The organism is Micromonospora fluostatini, assembly GCF_050410825.1.
In the GTDB taxonomy this organism is placed as follows: domain Bacteria; phylum Actinomycetota; class Actinomycetes; order Mycobacteriales; family Micromonosporaceae; genus Micromonospora; species Micromonospora rosaria.
In genome coordinates this window covers 5765822-5783262 of sequence record NZ_CP191251.1, presented here as the reverse complement: position 1 = coordinate 5783262, position 17441 = coordinate 5765822, and the positions used below count along the sequence as shown (strand labels likewise).

The 17441-nt window shown below is 71.7% G+C and carries 14 protein-coding genes and 1 pseudogene; 6 read left to right on the top strand and 9 right to left on the bottom strand.

Features of this window, described 5'->3' with window-relative positions:
• Positions 1-308 precede the first annotated feature (308 nt).
• The 8 genes from ACQUFX_RS25665 to rpmH all read right to left on the bottom strand — a co-directional run bounded on the left by ACQUFX_RS25665 (position 309) and on the right by rpmH (position 6567).
• A complete protein-coding gene (locus tag ACQUFX_RS25665; protein WP_428962811.1) occupies positions 309-1382 on the bottom strand; it encodes a ParB/RepB/Spo0J family partition protein in 1074 nt (357 codons plus the stop codon).
• A 41-nt stretch (positions 1383-1423) separates the two neighbouring features.
• Entirely contained in the window at positions 1424-2419 is a 996-nt protein-coding gene (locus tag ACQUFX_RS25660) for a ParA family protein (RefSeq protein WP_428967074.1), read from the bottom strand.
• Positions 2420-2896: 477 nt separating this feature from the next.
• Complete coding sequence (gene rsmG / locus ACQUFX_RS25655; RefSeq protein WP_428962810.1) at positions 2897-3613, bottom strand: 16S rRNA (guanine(527)-N(7))-methyltransferase RsmG; 717 nt, start codon at positions 3611-3613, stop codon at positions 2897-2899.
• A 307-nt stretch (positions 3614-3920) separates the two neighbouring features.
• The gene (locus tag ACQUFX_RS25650; protein ID WP_428962809.1) at positions 3921-4514 is read right to left on the bottom strand and encodes a Jag family protein; all 594 of its coding nucleotides are present in this window, start codon (positions 4512-4514) and stop codon (positions 3921-3923) included.
• A 209-nt stretch (positions 4515-4723) separates the two neighbouring features.
• The gene (gene yidC / locus ACQUFX_RS25645; RefSeq protein ID WP_428962808.1) at positions 4724-5713 is read right to left on the bottom strand and encodes a membrane protein insertase YidC; all 990 of its coding nucleotides are present in this window, start codon (positions 5711-5713) and stop codon (positions 4724-4726) included.
• Positions 5714-5716: 3 nt separating this feature from the next.
• A complete protein-coding gene (gene yidD / locus ACQUFX_RS25640; RefSeq protein ID WP_083978535.1) occupies positions 5717-5956 on the bottom strand; it encodes a membrane protein insertion efficiency factor YidD in 240 nt (79 codons plus the stop codon).
• Positions 5957-6000: 44 nt separating this feature from the next.
• Complete coding sequence (gene rnpA, locus ACQUFX_RS25635) at positions 6001-6399, bottom strand: ribonuclease P protein component (RefSeq protein WP_428962807.1); 399 nt, start codon at positions 6397-6399, stop codon at positions 6001-6003.
• A gap of 30 nt (positions 6400-6429) precedes the next feature.
• On the bottom strand, positions 6430-6567 hold the full coding sequence (gene rpmH / locus ACQUFX_RS25630) for a 50S ribosomal protein L34 (RefSeq protein ID WP_067300964.1): 138 nt from the start codon (positions 6565-6567) through the stop codon (positions 6430-6432).
• A gap of 728 nt (positions 6568-7295) precedes the next feature.
• Here rpmH and dnaA point away from each other — a divergent pair.
• From dnaA to ACQUFX_RS25605, 5 genes and pseudogenes are all read left to right on the top strand, one after another.
• Complete coding sequence (gene dnaA / locus ACQUFX_RS25625; protein WP_428962806.1) at positions 7296-9170, top strand: chromosomal replication initiator protein DnaA; 1875 nt, start codon at positions 7296-7298, stop codon at positions 9168-9170.
• Positions 9171-10316: 1146 nt separating this feature from the next.
• Entirely contained in the window at positions 10317-11450 is a 1134-nt protein-coding gene (dnaN, locus tag ACQUFX_RS25620) for a DNA polymerase III subunit beta (protein WP_428962805.1), read from the top strand.
• 46 nt (positions 11451-11496) lie between these two features.
• Positions 11497-12369 (top strand): phosphogluconate dehydrogenase (NAD(+)-dependent, decarboxylating), encoded by an 873-nt coding sequence (gene gnd / locus ACQUFX_RS25615; protein WP_428962804.1) that lies wholly within the window; start codon positions 11497-11499, stop codon positions 12367-12369.
• A 16-nt stretch (positions 12370-12385) separates the two neighbouring features.
• On the top strand, positions 12386-13519 hold the full coding sequence (gene recF, locus ACQUFX_RS25610; RefSeq protein WP_428962803.1) for a DNA replication/repair protein RecF: 1134 nt from the start codon (positions 12386-12388) through the stop codon (positions 13517-13519).
• 208 nt (positions 13520-13727) lie between these two features.
• Positions 13728-14282 (top strand): annotated as a pseudogene (locus ACQUFX_RS25605) (DUF721 domain-containing protein); the annotation flags it as partial.
• 73 nt (positions 14283-14355) lie between these two features.
• Here the strand turns inward: ACQUFX_RS25605 and ACQUFX_RS25600 are convergent.
• On the bottom strand, positions 14356-14910 hold the full coding sequence (locus ACQUFX_RS25600; RefSeq protein ID WP_067368798.1) for a hypothetical protein: 555 nt from the start codon (positions 14908-14910) through the stop codon (positions 14356-14358).
• A gap of 523 nt (positions 14911-15433) precedes the next feature.
• On the opposite strand from ACQUFX_RS25600, the gene gyrB reads away from it, so the two are divergent.
• On the top strand, positions 15434-17374 hold the full coding sequence (gene gyrB / locus ACQUFX_RS25595; RefSeq protein ID WP_428962802.1) for a DNA topoisomerase (ATP-hydrolyzing) subunit B: 1941 nt from the start codon (positions 15434-15436) through the stop codon (positions 17372-17374).
• The last annotated feature ends 67 nt before the right edge of the window (positions 17375-17441 follow it).

Genomic DNA, 17441 nt, shown 5'->3' with positions numbered 1-17441 from the left:
GCTCGCCGTCCCCGCTCGCCGTCCCCGCTCGCCACGGCCGGCCTGCGCCGGAACGTGCCTTCGGCACTCTTGCCCGCCGCACGCTGCCCTGGGCCGGTGCCCGGCACCGCACTGCGGCGCGTCGTCCGGCGGACGGTTGGTGCTGTCCGCGCCGCGTGGGGGACGACCGCCGGCAGACGGAGACCGTCGGCGAGATCCTGACGGGAGAAGTCCCACCGGCGGCGGCGAAGGCCCCCCACCCCGAAAAGCGGGTGGGGCGTGCGATCCGGTCTGGAATCGCACGCCCCACCCGACGGGACTCGTGTAGTTCAGTTCTCCTGGCTCTCCTCCGGTTCGACCCCGATGATGCCGACGATCCGTTCCAGGTCGTCCACCGTGGCGAACTCGATGGTGATCTTCCCCTTGCTCCGGCCGATGTCGACCTTCACCCGGGTGTCGAACCGGTCCGAGAGGCGGTCGGCCAGGTCGGTCAGCGCCGGCGCGTGTGCCTTGGGACGGCGCTTCGGGGTGGCACTCTGCGCGGTGCCGTCGCTGAGCGCCAGGGCGACGATCTCCTCGGTCGCCCTGACGGAGAGCCCCTCCGCCACGATCCGCAGGGCCAACTGTTCCTGTGCCTCCGGCTCGTCGAGGCTCAGCAGGGCACGGGCGTGTCCCGCCGAGAGCACCCCGGCAGCCACCCGGCGCTGGACCTGGGCGGGCAGGTTCAGCAGGCGGATGGTGTTGGAGATCTGCGGACGGCTCCGGCCGATCCGCCGGGCCAACTCCTCGTGCGTGGCACCGAACTCTTCCAGCAGTTGCTGGTAGGCGGCGGCCTCTTCCAGCGGGTTCAGGTTCGCCCGGTGGATGTTCTCCAGCAGCGCGTCCCGGAGCATCGCGTCGTCCCGGGTGTCCCGGACGATGGCGGGGATGTTCTCCCGGCCCACGGCCTGCGCTGCGCGCCACCGCCGCTCGCCCATGACGAGTTCGAACTTCTCCTCGTCGAGCTGCCGGACGACGATGGGCTGGAGGAAGCCGACCTCCTCGATCGAGGTCTTCAGCTCCTCCAGGGCCTCCTCGTCGAAGACCTGCCGCGGCTGCTTGGGATTCGGCAGGATCGAGTCGACCGGGATCTCCGCGAACCGTGCGCCGGGCACCGGGCTGAGCGCCAGCTCGGGTTCGGCCGGCGGCACCGGGCTCGCCACGACGGCCGGCGGTACGGCCTCCGCCGGCGCGGCGGCGCCGTTGACCGGTACGGTCGGCTCGGCCGGGACGGTGCTGTCGACCGGGCCGGTGGCCGGGGCAGTGTCCGCCTCCGGCGGTACGACCGCAGTGGTCTGCGCCGGCCCGGTGGGGATGAGTGCCCCGAGCCCACGGCCCAACCCGCCACGAGGACGATTCTTCATACGACGCCTCCCAGCGACCTGTCCGCACTACACATTCCGGCTCACCGGCTCTCCTTGACCCCTCGCTCGGCGATCTCCTGAGCGGCTTCGAAGTAACTCGTCGCCCCTCGTGATCCGGGATCGTAGGTCATCACCGACTGGCCGTAGCTGGGTGCCTCGGAGACGCGCACGTTGCGGGGGATGACCGCCTGGAGGACCTTGTCGCCGAAGTGGTTCCGGACGTCCTGCTCCACCGCGTCGGCGAGCCGGGTACGACGGTCGTACATGGTGAGCAGGATCGTGGAGACGTCGAGCGAGGGGTTCAGGTGCTGCCGCACCAGGTTGATGTTGTTGATGAGCTGGTTCAGCCCCTCCAGCGCGTAGTACTCGCACTGGATCGGGATGAGCACCTCCTGGGCTGCCACGAGCGCGTTCACCGTGAGCAGTCCGAGCGAGGGCGGGCAGTCGATGAAGACGTAGTCGAAGTGACCGGGGTACGCGGCGATGGCCCGCGCCAGCCGGGACTCCCGGGCGACCACCGAGACCAACTCGATCTCGGCACCGGCCAGGTCTATGGTGGCCGGCACGCACCACAGGTTCGGGATGCCCTCCACCCCCTGGGCCACCTCGGCCAGGGGAACGCTGTCGATCAGGCAGTCGTAGACGTCCGGAACCCCGGTGTGGTGCGGGACGTTCAGCCCGGTCGACGCATTGCCCTGCGGATCGAGGTCGATGACCAGTACCCGGTTACCGTGCAGGGCCAAGGCCACCGCGAGGTTCACCGTGGTCGTGGTCTTGCCCACGCCGCCCTTCTGGTTCGCGACGCACATCACCCGGGTCCGTTCCGGGCGGGGCATCGTCACCTCGCCACTCGGATTCAGGATCTGCACGGCGCGCATCGCCTCCATAGCCAACGGTGGATCATCCTCTTCGCGCGTCGGGGTTTCACGTGAAACGTACGCGGTCTCGGCGACTTCCGTCGCCCCGTACTCTCCGGCCGGTGTCGCTGTCGGGTCGGTCGTTCCTGCGCCCCCGCCGCTGCCCGGGGGCGGCGACACGCTGTCGGCGTGCGGAGCCGCGCGCCCCGCGTCGCCACGGGGCCCCACGCCGGGTGCCGCTGCCGCCTCACCTCGCACCGCAGGCGCCCGGCCGACCACGGGCGACGGGTGGGAACTGTCTCCGGACCAGGTTGAGTGGTCAGTTTCACGTGAAACGTCGCCGCCCGCAGAGCGACGCCCCCCGAAACCGGTCACCTGTGGATCGTCGTACCTGCCGTCGTCATGCACCTGTCATCCCTACCCGCTTCGGATGGTCGGTCCGCATCCCGTCAATTGGCCTCGCGCGTACACACCACGGAGCACAGGCCCGGCGGGAGCGGCCGGGATCCGAGGCATCCGACACCGTCCGCTCCACACTATCGACGCGCGGTCAGCCTACGGCGGACGGGCGCGGCGGGTCCATGCCGGTTTGGCTGGACAGACCCGCCGCACTGGTTCAACGACCGCCCGACCCGCTCGGAAAGGGCGGTGCCCGGGTCAGCGTCGCGCCGCCCGGCCGCCTCGCCGACCGGTCCGAGCCCGTCGGGCGGGGCGCGTCGCCCGGGCCCGTTCCTGGACGATCTCCACCACCGTCGTCGGTGGATCGATCAGCCCGATGCCGCACCGGTGCAGTTCGGGCACGCCACCGCCGAGCCGTTGCACCGCCTCGGCGTGCTCGGCGATCTCCTCCGCCGCCGAGGCGCCCTTCATGGCGACCAGCCGGCCGCCCTGACCGACCAGCGGCAGGCACCACGCGGAGAGCCGGTCCAAGGGCGCCACCGCCCGCGCGGTGACGACGTCGGCGCGCATCGGCTCGGTACCGGCGGCCCCTGCTGCCGCCTCCTCCGCCCGTCCCCGGAACACCCGTACCTGCCGGGTCAACCCCAGGTGCTGCACGGCCTCGATGAGGAAGGCGGTGCGACGCGCCAGCGGCTCGATCAGGGTCACCGTGAGGTCGGGACGGGCGATCGCCAGGACCAGGCCGGGGAGCCCGGCTCCGGAGCCGACGTCGAACACGACGGCCTCCGCCGGAATCCGCTCCGCCACGACGGCGCAGTTGAGCAGGTGCCGGTCCCAGATCCGGGGTGCCTCCCGGGGGCCGATCAGCCCCCGCACCACGCCGTCGGTGACGAGCAGTTCCGCGTACGCGGCGGCCAGGTCGAGCCGGTCAGCGAAGAGCGTCGCGGCGGATCCGGCCAGCGACGGCGGCAGCACCGCGTCCGCCGCCGGCGGGTGCCGCCCCGGCGCCGCGTCGGCCGGCTGGGCCGGTGCGCCACCCGCCGGCTCACCACCGGACGACTCAGGGCCAGAAGACTCAGCGCCGGACGGCTCGGCACCAGACAGCTCAGCGCCGGACGGCTCGGCGCCGGCACCGGGTGCGGCGGCACCGGGTGCGGCGGCACCGGGTGCGGCGGCGTCGGGGGCTCCGGGTGGGACGGCAGGGGTGACACGGAACGGCCCGGGCGGCGTGCCACCCGGGCCGAAGACGGTGTCGACCGTCCGATCGTCGCGGACCACCCGGTCAGTCCGCCGGCCGGACGACGATGCGCCGATTCGGCTCGACGCCCTCGGACTCGCTCTCCACACCGGCCGCCGCGTTCACCACGTCGTGCACGCACTTGCGCTCGAACGCGGACATCGGCTCCAGCCGGATCGGCTCGCCGTACTCCTTGACCTTCTCCACGGCGTTCTTCGCCACCGCGGCGAGTTCCTTGCGACGGTTCGCCCGGTAGCCACCGACGTCGAGCAGCAGCCGGCTGGGCGTACCCGTCTGCCGGAAGACCGCCAGGCGGGTCAGCTCCTGCAGGGCCTCCAGGGTGGCACCGCGCTGCCCGACCAGGTTCTGCAACCGGCCGCCGACCACCTCGACCACCGGTCGGCCGCCCGAGACCAGCTCGTCGATGTCGCCGTCGTAGTCGAGGATGTCGAGCAGTCCCTCGACGTAGTCGGCGGCGATCTCGCTCTGCCGGAACAGCTCGCTCTCCGCCGGGGCCTTCTTCTCCCGCGGCCCCGCCTCGACCTCGGTCTCGTCGGGTCCGTCGGCACCCTTCGCCACGATCGGCCCGGACTCGGTCTCCGAGGACTGCTCGGCGTGGGGGATGCTGGTGTCGGTCACGGTCTCATCTCCGTACTCGCTCGGCCGGACCGTCGGGTCCGTTGATCTCCCGGGGTTCGGCAGGAGGTCGCCGATGCCCACGGGCACGTCTTCCGGGCGGTCCCGCCCGTGGCCGCGCTCCGCGCGGTGCGTTCCGACCGGCGCCGGCCTTACGGCGGCTGCACGGGTCGGAACCGGCCGCCGCCCGAGGGGGCGACGGCCGGTGGGGGTCAACCGCGCCGCTTGGCGGGGCGGTTCTTCTTCGCGGTGGTCGGCTTGGCGCCCGGCTTCGGGCCGGCGACCTTCGGCGCGGCCGGCTTGACCGGCGCCTCGACCGGCTTGCTCCGGTTGAACAGGCCACCGGTCTTGGCCGGCTGCGCCGGCTTGCCGGCCGAGGTCGACTTGGTCGCGCCGCCAGCGGTGGGCGGCGGCGGGAACTTGCGCAGCACCCACTGCTGCTGGCCCAGCGTGACGAGGTTGTTCGTGACCCAGTAGATGATCACACCGATCGGGAAGATCGCGCCGGAGATGAGCAGCGAGGCCGGGATGCCGTAGAGCATCAGCCGCTGGATCATCTTCTGCTGCGGGTCCTCGGCCCAGCCGGTCTTGAGGATCATCTGACGGCTGGTCAGGTAGGTGGTCAGCATCATGATCAGCACCAGCACACCGGCGATGACCTTGACCGTGGTGCCGTTCGCGTTGAGGTTCGCGAGTTCCTCGGCGGTCGAGCCGAACTTGCCGGCGATCGGGGCGGTGAAGAGCGTCGCGTGGGAGGCGCTGTCGAACTGCCCGACCGTCCAGCCGTAGAGCGTCTTGCCGGCCTCGCTCTTGTCCGGGTTGAGCCGGCGGAGCACGTGGAACAGGCCGAGGAACACCGGGATCTGGAGGAACATCGGAAGGCAGCCCATCAACGGATTGGCCTTCTCCTTCCGGTAGAGCTCCATCATCTCCTTCTGGAGCGTCTCCCGGTCACCCTTGTGCTTCTCCTGCAGCGCCTTGACCTGCGGCTGAAGCGCCTGCATGGCACGCTGCGACTTGATCTGCTTGACGAAGACCGGGAAGAGGATCACCCGGACGGTGACCACCAGGAAGACGATGGCCAGGATCCAGGCCCAGTTCGTGCCGATGACCTCGCCGACCGGCACCCCGATGGCGTCCCAGGCCGAGTGCCAGGCCAGCAGGATCCACGAGATCGCGTAGTAGATCCAGTCGAGACTCAATTCTCAGGCTCCAGTCACATCGGCACGGCGGCGGGCACCCGGCTCCGGAACCGGGTCGTGCCCACCTGGGTGAAATGGGTGGCAGCGGAGGAGTCGCCGGACCGTCAGCCAGGCTCCCCGGATCGCGCCGTGCCGGGCGATCGCCTCGAGGGCGTACGCGCTGCACGACGGGTAGAACCGACAGCGGGCCGGCAACGCCGGGCTTATCCACCGACGGTACGCGACGATCGGGCCGCTCAGCACCCTGGCACCCGCTGAGGGGTACCGGGGAGTAGCCGACCCGCCGGTCACCGCGACCGCCGGCCCCGGGCCGTACGCGCGGCGTCGATCGCGGCGTCGAGGTCCGCGCCGAGCCGGTGGTACGACGCCTCGGCCGCTGGTGGCAGCGCACGGACGACGAGGGTGCTGCCGGAGGGCAGCCCGGCCAGGCGCTCGCGGACCAGGTGCCGCAGCCGGCGGCGGACCCGGTTGCGGACCACCGCCGGACCGACGGCCTTGGACACCACGAAGCCGGCGCGGGTCGGTGTCGAGGAGTCCTCGGTACCGATCTCCCGCGCCGGCTTCGACGAGGTGATCACCGGCGTGGCCAGGTGGACGACGACAGCACCCCGACCGGCCCTACGGCCAGCGCGGACCGCTGCGGCGAAGTCTGTGCTGCGCCGCAGTCGTTGCGCGGCCGCCAGCACGACTGCCCACGTCCCCCGGACCTGTCAGCCTCAGGCCGACAGGCGGGTGCGGCCCTTGGCGCGGCGGGTCGAGAGGATGGCGCGGCCGGCCCGGGTGCGCATGCGCAGCCGGAAGCCGTGGGTCTTCGCGCGCCGGCGGTTGTTCGGCTGGTAGGTGCGCTTGCTCACGTCAGGCTCCGTCTTCCGTGCGCCCCGGGGCACGAGGGCCACGGGGTCGTGTGGTGGTCCAGGCCACCACGGCGGGTGGCCTCCGATCGATGCTGTCCGACATCACGGACCCCGGGCCGGGCGGGCCGTGACCGACGACCCGGCGGCGCAGGGCTGCGGTCGACGACCCCCAACGGCGCGAGGCTGCGACCGCGGACAGCAAGCACCCATCACCCTAGCAGAGGGCGACAGAGCAGCCGCTCCAGCCTACGCAGGCAGGCAACGACCGTCAAACAAGATCGACTCCGTGATCCCGGCGCTGACCACGACCGATGCGGCGGTTTTCACTCATACCGACAACGATGCCGGGGCCGGGTCGGTTGTAGGCCTGTGGATGACGCTGTTAGCGTGCCCGTTTGCGGTCAGTGTCTTTCGGGGTCCGGTGCCGCGCCGGACGACAGGAGCCGGCGGAGAGGATACGTCCGGCTTGTCGCCGGAGGGCAAGACCGGACAAGGTAGTGGATCGTTCGGCACGGTGGGTCCGCTTCAGCAGCCGTGGCGGATGTGGGGGGCCAGGTTCGACCCGCATCCGGCGGACGGCCACAATCAGTCGGTACACAGGGTGTGGATAACTTGTGGACGACGGTCGGTCGGTTGACGTTCCGCCAGCTCAGGGTGGTCCCGAGCCGACGGCGGTCGACCCGGGTGGCGGCGGTGGTCGGGAGCAGAGGCGAGGGGGTGGCACGACGGTGGCCGGAACGACCGACCTTGCCGCGGTGTGGACGGCGACGACCGACGAACTCGCCGACGAGATCATTTCCGCTCAGCAGCGCGCCTACCTGCGGCTCACCCGGCTCCGCGCGATCGTCGAGGACACCGTCCTGCTCTCCGTCCCGGACGCCTTCACCCGGGACGTCATCGAGTCCCGCCTCCGGCCGGCCATCACCGAGGCGCTGAGCCGCCGGCTCGGCCGACAGATCCAGGTGGCGGTCACCGTCCGGATCGCCGAGGAGTCCGCCACGCGTCCGGCCGGCACCGTCTACCGCAGCGCCGACACCGGGGACTTCGACGCCGTACCGGACGGGCGGTTCGGCTCCGACGCCCGGCGACCGCTGGCGGAGACCCCGCTGTTCCCGAGCCCGGACCACCACGACCACCCTGACCACGGCACCCGGTCCGACCAGCCCGACGACCCCGACCAGCGTCGGGGTGCCGACGAGCACCGACTCCGCTTCGACACCGGGCAGCCGCCGGACGCCATCCGTTCGGGCCCGGCCCCGGACGGTCACCGGCCCGGCTCGATCCCGGCCAGCCGGGACGGTCAGGAGCCGCTGTTCGGTACGGCCTTCGGCGAGCAGCTCCGCCTCGACCGGGCCGGCCCGGACCGGCCCGGGTTCGGGGAGCGCGGCGGCCTCGGCCCGGCCGACGACATGCGGGGCTTCGAGCCCCGGTACCGGCAGGACGCCACCGCCGGCCGGGCCGACCACCTGCGGGGGTTGGGCGGGGCCACGGACAACGGACCGGGGCGTAGTGGCGCAGATCACCGGCCGGGCGTACGGGACGACCGGCGGCTCCCCGGCGGCGCCGACACCGGCGGGAACCGGCTCAACCCGAAGTACATGTTCGAGACGTTCGTCATCGGCTCGTCCAACCGGTTCGCGCACGCCGCGTCCGTCGCGGTCGCCGAGTCGCCGGCCAAGGCGTACAACCCGCTGTTCATCTACGGCAGTTCGGGGCTGGGCAAGACCCACCTGCTGCACGCCATCGGGCACTACGCCACCACGCTGGGCAACGCCCGCTCGGTCCGGTACGTCTCGACCGAGGAGTTCACCAACGACTTCATCAACTCGCTGCGGGACGACAAGACCAGCGCCTTCCAGCGCCGCTACCGCGACGTCGACATCCTCCTGATCGACGACATCCAGTTCCTGGAGAACCGCGAGCGGACCCAGGAGGAGTTCTTCCACACCTTCAACACGCTGCACAACGCCAACAAGCAGATCGTGATCACCTCCGACCGGTCGCCGAAGCAGCTCGCCACCCTGGAGGACCGGCTGCGTACCCGGTTCGAGTGGGGGCTGCTCGCCGACATCCAGCCGCCGGACCTGGAGACCCGGATCGCGATCCTGCAGAAGAAGGCGGCGCAGGAACGCCTCTACGCCCCGCCGGACGTGCTGGAGTTCATCGCCTCCCGGGTGTCGAACTCGATCCGGGAACTGGAGGGGGCGCTGATCCGGGTCACCGCGTTCGCCAGCCTGACCCGCTCCACGGTCGAGCTGGCGCTGGCCGAGGAGGTGCTGCGGGACTTCATCCCGGACGGTGCCGGCCCGGAGATCACCGCCGACCAGATCATGGTCGCCACCGCCGACTACTTCGGGGTCAGCCTGGAGGACCTGCGCGGCCACTCCCGCTCGCGGGTGCTGGTCAACGCCCGCCAGGTGGCCATGTACCTGTGCCGGGAGCTGACCGACCTGTCGCTGCCCCGGATCGGGCAGGCGTTCGGCGGCCGGGACCACACCACGGTCATGCACGCCGACCGCAAGATCCGGCAGCAGATGGCCGAGCGCCGGTCGCTCTACAACCAGATCGCCGAGCTGACCAACCGGATCAAGCAGACCACCTGAGCCGCACCCCGGCCTCACGTCGCCAGCCTCAGACGCTGGACCTCGGCCCCGGCGGACTCCCGGTCCCCTGAGCCTTCCGGCCCGCTGAGCTTCCCGGCGGCGGCCCGCCAGGGGACCACCGGGTCGTCGTGACACGTCTGAGTCGTCGTCACACGTCCGCGCCCGGCCATCCGAGGCCGGGCTCACGTCGTCTGATCCCCAGCCGCGCGGCTGATCCGCAGTCGCGCGTCTGAGCCCGAGCCTCGCGCCTGTTTTCCCGGCCCGTGTCTGTCTACCCCGGTCCACGTCGGCTGCTCCCGGCTCGCGCGGGAACGCGCAGCGGCTCGCGTCGGGGTCGTCCACCGCCCGGCTCCCGTCGGGCTGTCCCGGTCGGTACCCGCCGTCCGGTAGCTCCGCCGAGCCCTCCCGCGGGGCCCTTCGGCCGCTCCGGAGACGACTTCCGTCGTCCCCAGGGTTGTGTCTCCACCAGGTTCAGGCCCCACGATCGGGGAGTGTCTGTCCACAGCGTCCACAGGTTGTCCACAGCCGGTTGTCCACGGTCGGTGGAAAACCACGCTCCGTCCCACCTCGGTTACCCACAGCCTGTGGAGAAACCCTGGGGACGAGCTGTGGACGGCTGGGGACGACGGCTCCCGTTGTCCACCGGTACGGACCGGCCTGTGCATGAGCTGTTGAAGGTTCTGGGGAAAACAGGGTGTGGATCGTCCGCCGTCATCCACAGCACTGGGGAGAAAGTCGGTGGATTACCGGTGGATAACCGGTGGACGACGGTGGAAAACCAGGCATCCTGCGAGGCCTGTGGACACGAACGCGAGTTTTACCCCGGGTTCTCCACAGCAAAACCACCGGTGGATAACGGTGCTGAGCTGCCCAAACGCGGGTTATCCCCAGTTTGCACAGGTGCGATGAAGACGATGAGTTAGATCTTCTAAGACAACAAAAACCAATCATCACCGTTGAGCTTCCTGTGGATCGCAGCCCGAACGGGCCGTGGACCGTCGGACCGCATCAGCAGGAAGCCCGGGGTCGGGCGCACAGCCGATGCCCCCGCGCCCTAAGGTGCGATGGGTACCCGCACGGTCAGGCGGGTCGGTAGGCAGCGGTCGGCATGAGAGAGTTGTCGTCGACGTCGACGCGGAGGCATTGATGAAGTTCCGAGTGGAGCGCGACGCGCTCGCCGAGGCTGTGGCGTGGACCGCGAAGAGCCTGCCCAACCGGCCGTCCGTACCCGTGCTCGCCGGTGTGCTGCTGCGGGTCACCGACGGCAACCTGCAGGTCTCCGGGTTCGACTACGAGGTCTCCAGCCAGGTCACCGTCGAGGTGCAGGGTGACTCCGACGGCGCCGCGCTCGTCTCCGGACGGCTGCTCGCCGAGATCACCAAGGCGCTGCCGGCCAAGCCGGTGGACATCGCCGCAGTCGGCGCCCACCTGGAACTGGTCTGCGGCAGCGCCCGGTTCACCCTGCCCACCATGCCCGTGGAGGACTACCCGAGCCTGCCGGACATGCCGGAGAGCGCCGGCACCGTGGACGCCGCCGCGTTCGCCGCCGCCGTCGCCCAGGTCGCCGTGGCCGCCGGCCGGGACGAGACCCTGCCGATGATGACCGGCGTCCGGATCGAGCTCTCCGGCAGCACCCTGGCCATGCTCGCCACCGACCGGTACCGGCTCGCCCTGCGCGAGATGGAGTGGAACCCGGACGACCCCGAGGTGAGCATCAACGCCCTGGTACCGGCCCGGACCCTGAACGACACCGCGAAGGCCCTCGGCCCGCTCGGTGGCCAGGTGACCATGGCGCTCTCCCAGGGCGCGGCCGGCGAGGGCATGATCGGATTCGCCGGTGGCACCCGGCGCACCACCAGCCGACTGCTCGACGGCGCGAACTACCCGCCGGTGCGTTCGCTCTTCCCGGCCAGCCACAACGCCGAGGCCCGGCTCTCGGTCAGCACGCTGATCGAGGTCGTCAAGCGCGTCGCGCTGGTCGCCGAGCGGACCACCCCGGTGCTGCTCAGCTTCAGCGCCGACGGGCTGGTGGTCGAGGCCGGCGGCACCGAGGAGGCGCGGGCCAGCGAGGCGATGGACGCCACCTTCACCGGTGACGACCTCACCATCGGCTTCAACCCGCAGTACCTCATCGACGGCCTGTCCAACCTGGGCGCCCAGACCGCCGTCTTCCAGTTCGTCGACGCCTTCAAGCCGGCGGTGATCTCCCCCGCCGGCGAGGATGGCGAGGTCGTTCCCGGGTACCGCTACCTCATCATGCCGATCCGCGTGTCCCGCTGATCGCGTGCCGTACCCCTCGACCTCGACCCACCGGAGGTAGGAACCCATGCAGCTCGGCCTGGTAGGACTCGGCCGGATGGGCGGCAACATGCGCGAGCGGCTGCGGGCCGCCGGGCACGAGGTCGTCGGCTACGACCGCGATCCCGCGCTGAGCGACGTCGCGAGCCTGGCCGACCTGGCTGGCAAGCTCCAGGCCCCGCGTGCGGTGTGGGTCATGGTCCCCGCCGGGGTCACCGACGCCACCATCGACGACCTCGCCGCCGTGCTCGACGCGGGCGACATCGTGATCGACGGCGGCAACTCCCGGTTCAGCGACGACGCCCCCCGGGCCGAGCGCCTCGCCGGGCAGGGCATCGGCTACGTCGACGTCGGGGTCTCCGGCGGCGTCTGGGGCCGGCAGAACGGGTACGGCCTGATGGTCGGCGGTGCCGACGAGCACGTCGAGCGGCTGATGCCGGTCTTCGAGGCGCTCAAACCGGCCGGCGAGTACGGCTTCGTGCACGCCGGCCCGGTCGGCGCCGGGCACTACGCGAAGATGGTGCACAACGGCATCGAGTACGGCCTGATGCACGCCTACGCCGAGGGCTTCGAGCTGCTCTCCGCCGCCGAACTGGTGACCAACGTGCCCGGCGTGATCAAGTCCTGGCGCGAGGGCACGGTGGTGCAGTCCTGGCTGCTGGACCTGCTGGACCGGGCCCTCGACGAGGATCCGGAGCTGGCCGAGCTGAGCGGCTGGACCGAGGACACCGGCGAGGGTCGGTGGACCGTCGACGAGGCGGTCCGGCTCGGCGTGCCGCTGAACGTCATCACCGCGTCCCTCTTCGCCCGGTTCGCCTCCCGGCAGGACGACTCCCCGGCGATGAAGGCCGTCTCCGCGCTGCGCCAGCAGTTCGGCGGGCACACCGTCCGTAAGCCCTGAGCGGCGTAGCCCACCCGTGCACGTGCGCCGGCTCGAACTCGTCGACTTCCGCTCGTACGAGCGGGTCGGCGTGGACCTGGAGCCCGGCCCGAACGTCCTGGTCGGCGCGAACGGCGTCGGCAAGACCAACCTGGTCGAGGCGCTCGGCTACGTGGCGACCCTGGACTCGCACCGGGTCGCCACCGACGCCCCGCTGGTCCGGATGGGTGCCACCGCCGCGGTGATCCGCTGCGCGGTGCTGCACGACGGCCGGGAACTCCTGGTCGAGTTGGAGATCGTCCCCGGCAAGGCGAACCGGGCGAGACTGGGCCGCTCGCCGGCCCGCCGGGCGCGGGACGTGCTCGGCGCCCTGCGCCTGGTGCTCTTCGCCCCGGAGGACCTGGAACTCGTCCGGGGCGACCCGGCCGAACGTCGCCGGTACCTCGACGACCTGCTGGTGCTGCGCCAGCCCCGGTACGCCGGGGTGCGGGCCGACTACGACCGGGTGGTCAAGCAGCGCAACGCCCTGCTGCGCACCGCGTACCTGGCCCGCAAGACCGGCGGCACCCGGGGCGGGGACCTCTCCACCCTGGCCGTCTGGGACACCCACCTGGCCCGGCACGGCGCGGAACTGCTCGCCGGCCGGCTGGAACTGGTCGCCGCGCTCGCCCCGCACGTGACCAAGGCGTACGACGCGGTGGCAGCCGGTCGCGGGGCGGCGGGGATCACGTACCGGCCCTCGGTGGAGCTGGCCGACCCCACCGTCGACCGTGCCGCCCTGGCCGAGGCGCTCACCGCCGCGCTCGCCGAGTCCCGCAGCGCCGAGGTCGAGCGGGGCACCACCCTGGTCGGCCCGCACCGCGACGACCTGTCGCTCACCCTCGGCCCGCTGCCCGCCAAGGGGTACGCCAGCCACGGCGAGTCCTGGTCGTACGCGCTGGCGCTGCGGCTGGCCGGGTACGACCTGCTGCGCGCCGACGGCATCGAGCCGGTGCTGGCGCTGGACGACGTCTTCGCCGAGCTCGACGCCGGCCGCCGGGAACGCCTGGCCGAACTGGTCGGCGGCGCCAGCCAACTGATCGTGACCTGCGCGGTACCGGAGGACGTGCCGGCGGCCCTGCGCGGCGCCCGGTACGAGGTCGGCGAGGGGACGGTGCGCCGTGTCGGATGACCTGCCCGGCACCCCCGCCACCGGTACGCCCGGCGGCCGGGGGCGGCGGGGCCGCCCCGCATCCGGTACCCCCGTCCCGCCCGGCGGTCGCGCGGACGGCGCGGCGGCGACCGGCCCCGGTGCGGGCGGACCGGCCACCGGTGGGGCGAGCGGCGGCGCGGGCCGGTCCGGGCCGGGCGGTGGCGCGTCCGGCGGGGGCAGCCCCGCCGGTGCGGGCGAGGGTGCCGCCGTCGGGAGCGGGTCGGGCGGTGCCGGGCCCAGCGGCCCGGAACTGGCCCGGGCGGTGCTGGACGCGGCGCGGGCCAAGCGGGAGGCGGCGGCCCGGACCCGGCGGCGCAACCCGGGCAGCCCGGAGGGCGAGGGCGGTCAGCGGCGGCTGCGGGGCTACTCCGGTCCGGGGCCGGACCCGCGCGACCCCCAGTCGCTCGGCGCGGTGCTGGCCCGGCTGGTCAAGGCGCGCGGCTGGGCCCAACCGGCCGCCGAGGCGACCGTCTTCGGCGCCTGGGAACGGGTGGTCGGGCCGGACGTCGCCCAGCACAGCCGACCGGTGAAGCTGGAGAACGGCGAACTGACCGTGGAGGCCCGCTCCACGGCCTGGGCCACCCAGCTCCGGCTGCTCGCCGGGTCGCTGTTGCAGCAGATCGCCCGCGAGGTCGGCCACAACGTCGTCCGCAAGTTGCACATCCATGGGCCGGCCGCGCCCTCGTGGTCGCGCGGCCCGCGCCGGGTCCGGGGCCGGGGCCCCCGCGACACCTACGGCTGACCGGTTGCGGACGGGTCCCCGCCTGCCCCGCCGGCACGGGCTCGGCGGCACGGTCGACCGGTCAGGCGGGCGGTCAGGCGTCGGCGTAGACGGCGTAGCCCCGGTCGGCACAGCGGCGGTAGAAGGCGGCCAGCACGCTCAGCTCCGGGCAGGTGAAGCTCCACTGCGGCGGGGCGCCCGCCTCGTCCCGGAGCCCGTCGAGGCGGCTGTCCAGCCAGCGGAGCTGCTGCTCGGCCAGGCGGCCGTCGGCGAGCAGGGACCGCAGCACGGCGCTCACCGACTCGAAGGTCACCGCCTCGCCGTGCGGGCGGTGCGCCGCGACGAACCGCTCGATGCCGCCGGCCACCCAGGAGCAGCCGTCCGGGTCGATCACCGGGTCCTCGTCCTCGGCCGCCGCCTCCGTGGCGTAGAGCACATTTTCCAGGCCGAGGATCAGGTCGACCAGTTCGGTGTACGCGGTCGCCCGCACCGTGCCGGTCTTGGCGATCAGTTCGGCGAGGGCCGCTGTCGGCGCGGAGACCCGTGGCATGTCCACGATCTCGCCGAAATCGACGAACTCCGCAGGTGCCACCGGGTCGTAGAAGCGACCGGTCCGCGGCCAGTGCACCGCGACGTTGTCCAGCCCCATCGGGCGTCACTCCTCACCGCACGTGTCGAGCCGATCGTGTCGATCGTCCGTTTTCGGCCTGGAAAGATCAAGACCGGTCCACCGGTGTGGCAAACGTACGGTACGACGCCCGGTGTCCGGTGCCCGCCCCGCTCGGTGCCGAATCCGACCCGATGGCCGGCGGCTGCCCGCGACCCCCCTTGGCGTGTAAGGGGGGTCGCGGGCAGCGGGGTTCGGCCGGCTACGGAGTTCTCAGCCGCCGCGCAGGGGTGCCGAGTGGTGGTTCTGTCGGCCGCGCACAGTAGGATTGACAGTGAGACGAAGACCCGATGCGGTGCGACGGATGCGGGCCCCGACGGCCCGTGGTCATTGTCCACGTCGAGTCGAGCCGATCGCGATCCGCGGGCGACCGCGGCGACCGGCGCGTTCGGCCCGTACCCCGGAGAATCCCGGCACCGGTCCGCGCGTCGACGTCGCGTCCTGTCCCGCCGAACCCGCGCCCGACGCGCCCTGCGGCGCGGACGGCGCGAGAAAGTGGCCGAGGGTGGCAGACAAGCAGGAGTACGGCGCCGAGTCGATCACCGTCCTCGAAGGGCTGGAGGCGGTCCGGAAGCGCCCCGGTATGTACATCGGGTCGACCGGTGAGCGTGGTCTGCACCACCTCGTCTGGGAGGTCGTGGACAACGCGGTGGACGAGGCGCTCGCCGGCCACTGCGACACCATCGACGTGGTGCTGCTGGCCGACGGCGGCGTCCGGGTCACCGACAACGGCCGGGGCTTCCCGGTCGACCTGCACCCGAAGCTCAAGAAGCCGGGCGTCGAGGTGGCGCTGACGGTGCTGCACGCGGGCGGCAAGTTCGACGGCAAGGCGTACGCGGTCTCCGGCGGCCTGCACGGCGTGGGCGTCTCGGTGGTGAACGCGCTCTCCACCCGGATGGCGGTGGAGATCCACAAGGCCGGCTTCGTGTGGCGGCAGCAGTACACCAACTCCAAGCCGAGCCCGCTGGAGAAGGGCGAGACCACCGACCGGACCGGTTCGGCGGTCTCCTTCTGGCCGGACCCGGACGTCTTCGAGACCGTCGACCTGGACTTCCAGACCATCTACCGGCGCCTGCAGGAGATGGCCTTCCTCAACCGGGGCCTCACCATCCACCTGCTCGACGAGCGGGTGGCCGAGGACGAGGACGGCAAGCAGCGCGAGGTCACCTTCTGCTACAAGGGCGGTATCGCCGACTTCGTCCGGCACCTCAACGCCTCGAAGAACCCGATCCACAAGTCGGTGGTCGAGTTCGGCGCCGAGGAGGAGGGCATGTCGGTCGAGATCGCCATGCAGTGGAACGAGTCGTACGGCGAGTCGGTCTACACCTTCGCCAACACCATCAACACCCACGAGGGCGGTACCCACGAGGAGGGCTTCCGGGCCGCGCTGACCGGCATCGTCAACCGGTACGGGGCGGACAAGAAGCTGCTCAAGGGGGACGAGAAGCTCTCCGGCGAGGACATCCGCGAGGGGCTGGCCGCGATCATCTCGGTCAAGCTGGCCAACCCGCAGTTCGAGGGGCAGACCAAGACCAAGCTGGGCAACACCCCGGTGAAGAGCTTCGTGCAGCGGGTCTGCAACGAGTGGCTGGTCGACTGGTTCGACCGCAACCCGGCCGAGGCGAAGATCATCATCACCAAGGCGTCCCAGGCCGCCCGCGCCCGGATCGCCGCCCAGCAGGCCCGCAAGCTGGCCCGACGCAAGTCGCTGCTGGAGTCCGGCTCGATGCCGGGCAAGCTGGCCGACTGCCAGTCCACCGACCCGCGCGAGTCCGAGGTGTTCATCGTCGAGGGCGACTCCGCCGGCGGCTCGGCCAAGCAGGGGCGGGACCCGCGGACCCAGGCGATCCTGCCGATCCGGGGCAAGATCCTCAACGTGGAGAAGGCCCGGATCGACCGGGTCCTGAAGAACAACGAGGTCCAGGCGCTGATCACCGCGCTGGGCACCGGCATCCACGACGACTTCGACATCGAGAAGCTGCGGTACCACAAGATCGTGCTGATGGCCGACGCCGACGTCGACGGTCAGCACATCCAGACCCTGCTGCTCACCCTGCTGTTCCGCTTCATGCGTCCGCTGGTCGAGTTGGGGCACGTCTACCTGGCCGCCCCGCCGCTCTACAAGATCAAGTGGAACAAGAAGGGCGACGACGCCCAGTACGCCTACTCCGACCGGGAGCGGGACGGCCTGATCGCGCTGCGCCAGCAGAAGAAGCCGAACGCCAAGCCGGACGACATCCAGCGGTTCAAGGGCCTCGGCGAGATGAACTATCCCGAGTTGTGGGAGACCACCATGAACCCGGCGACCCGGACCCTGCGCCAGGTCACCCTCGACGACGCCGCCACCGCCGACGAACTCTTCAGCGTGCTGATGGGTGAGGACGTCGAGGCACGCCGGTCGTTCATCCAGCGCAACGCCAAGGACGTACGGTTCCTCGACATCTGATCGCCCCCGCCGGACCGGCCGGGGTTCACCGGCCGGTCACCGGTCCACAGAGTTATCCACAGCTGGG

Coding starts and splice junctions, on each gene's coding strand:
- dnaN (WP_428962805.1), top strand. CDS start 10,317: ATGAAGTTCCGAGTGGAGCGCGACGCGCTCGCCGAGGCTGTGGCGTGG.
- ACQUFX_RS25600 (WP_067368798.1), bottom strand. CDS start 14,910: ATGGGGCTGGACAACGTCGCGGTGCACTGGCCGCGGACCGGTCGCTTC.
- ACQUFX_RS25665 (WP_428962811.1), bottom strand. CDS start 1,382: ATGAAGAATCGTCCTCGTGGCGGGTTGGGCCGTGGGCTCGGGGCACTC.
- gnd (WP_428962804.1), top strand. CDS start 11,497: ATGCAGCTCGGCCTGGTAGGACTCGGCCGGATGGGCGGCAACATGCGC.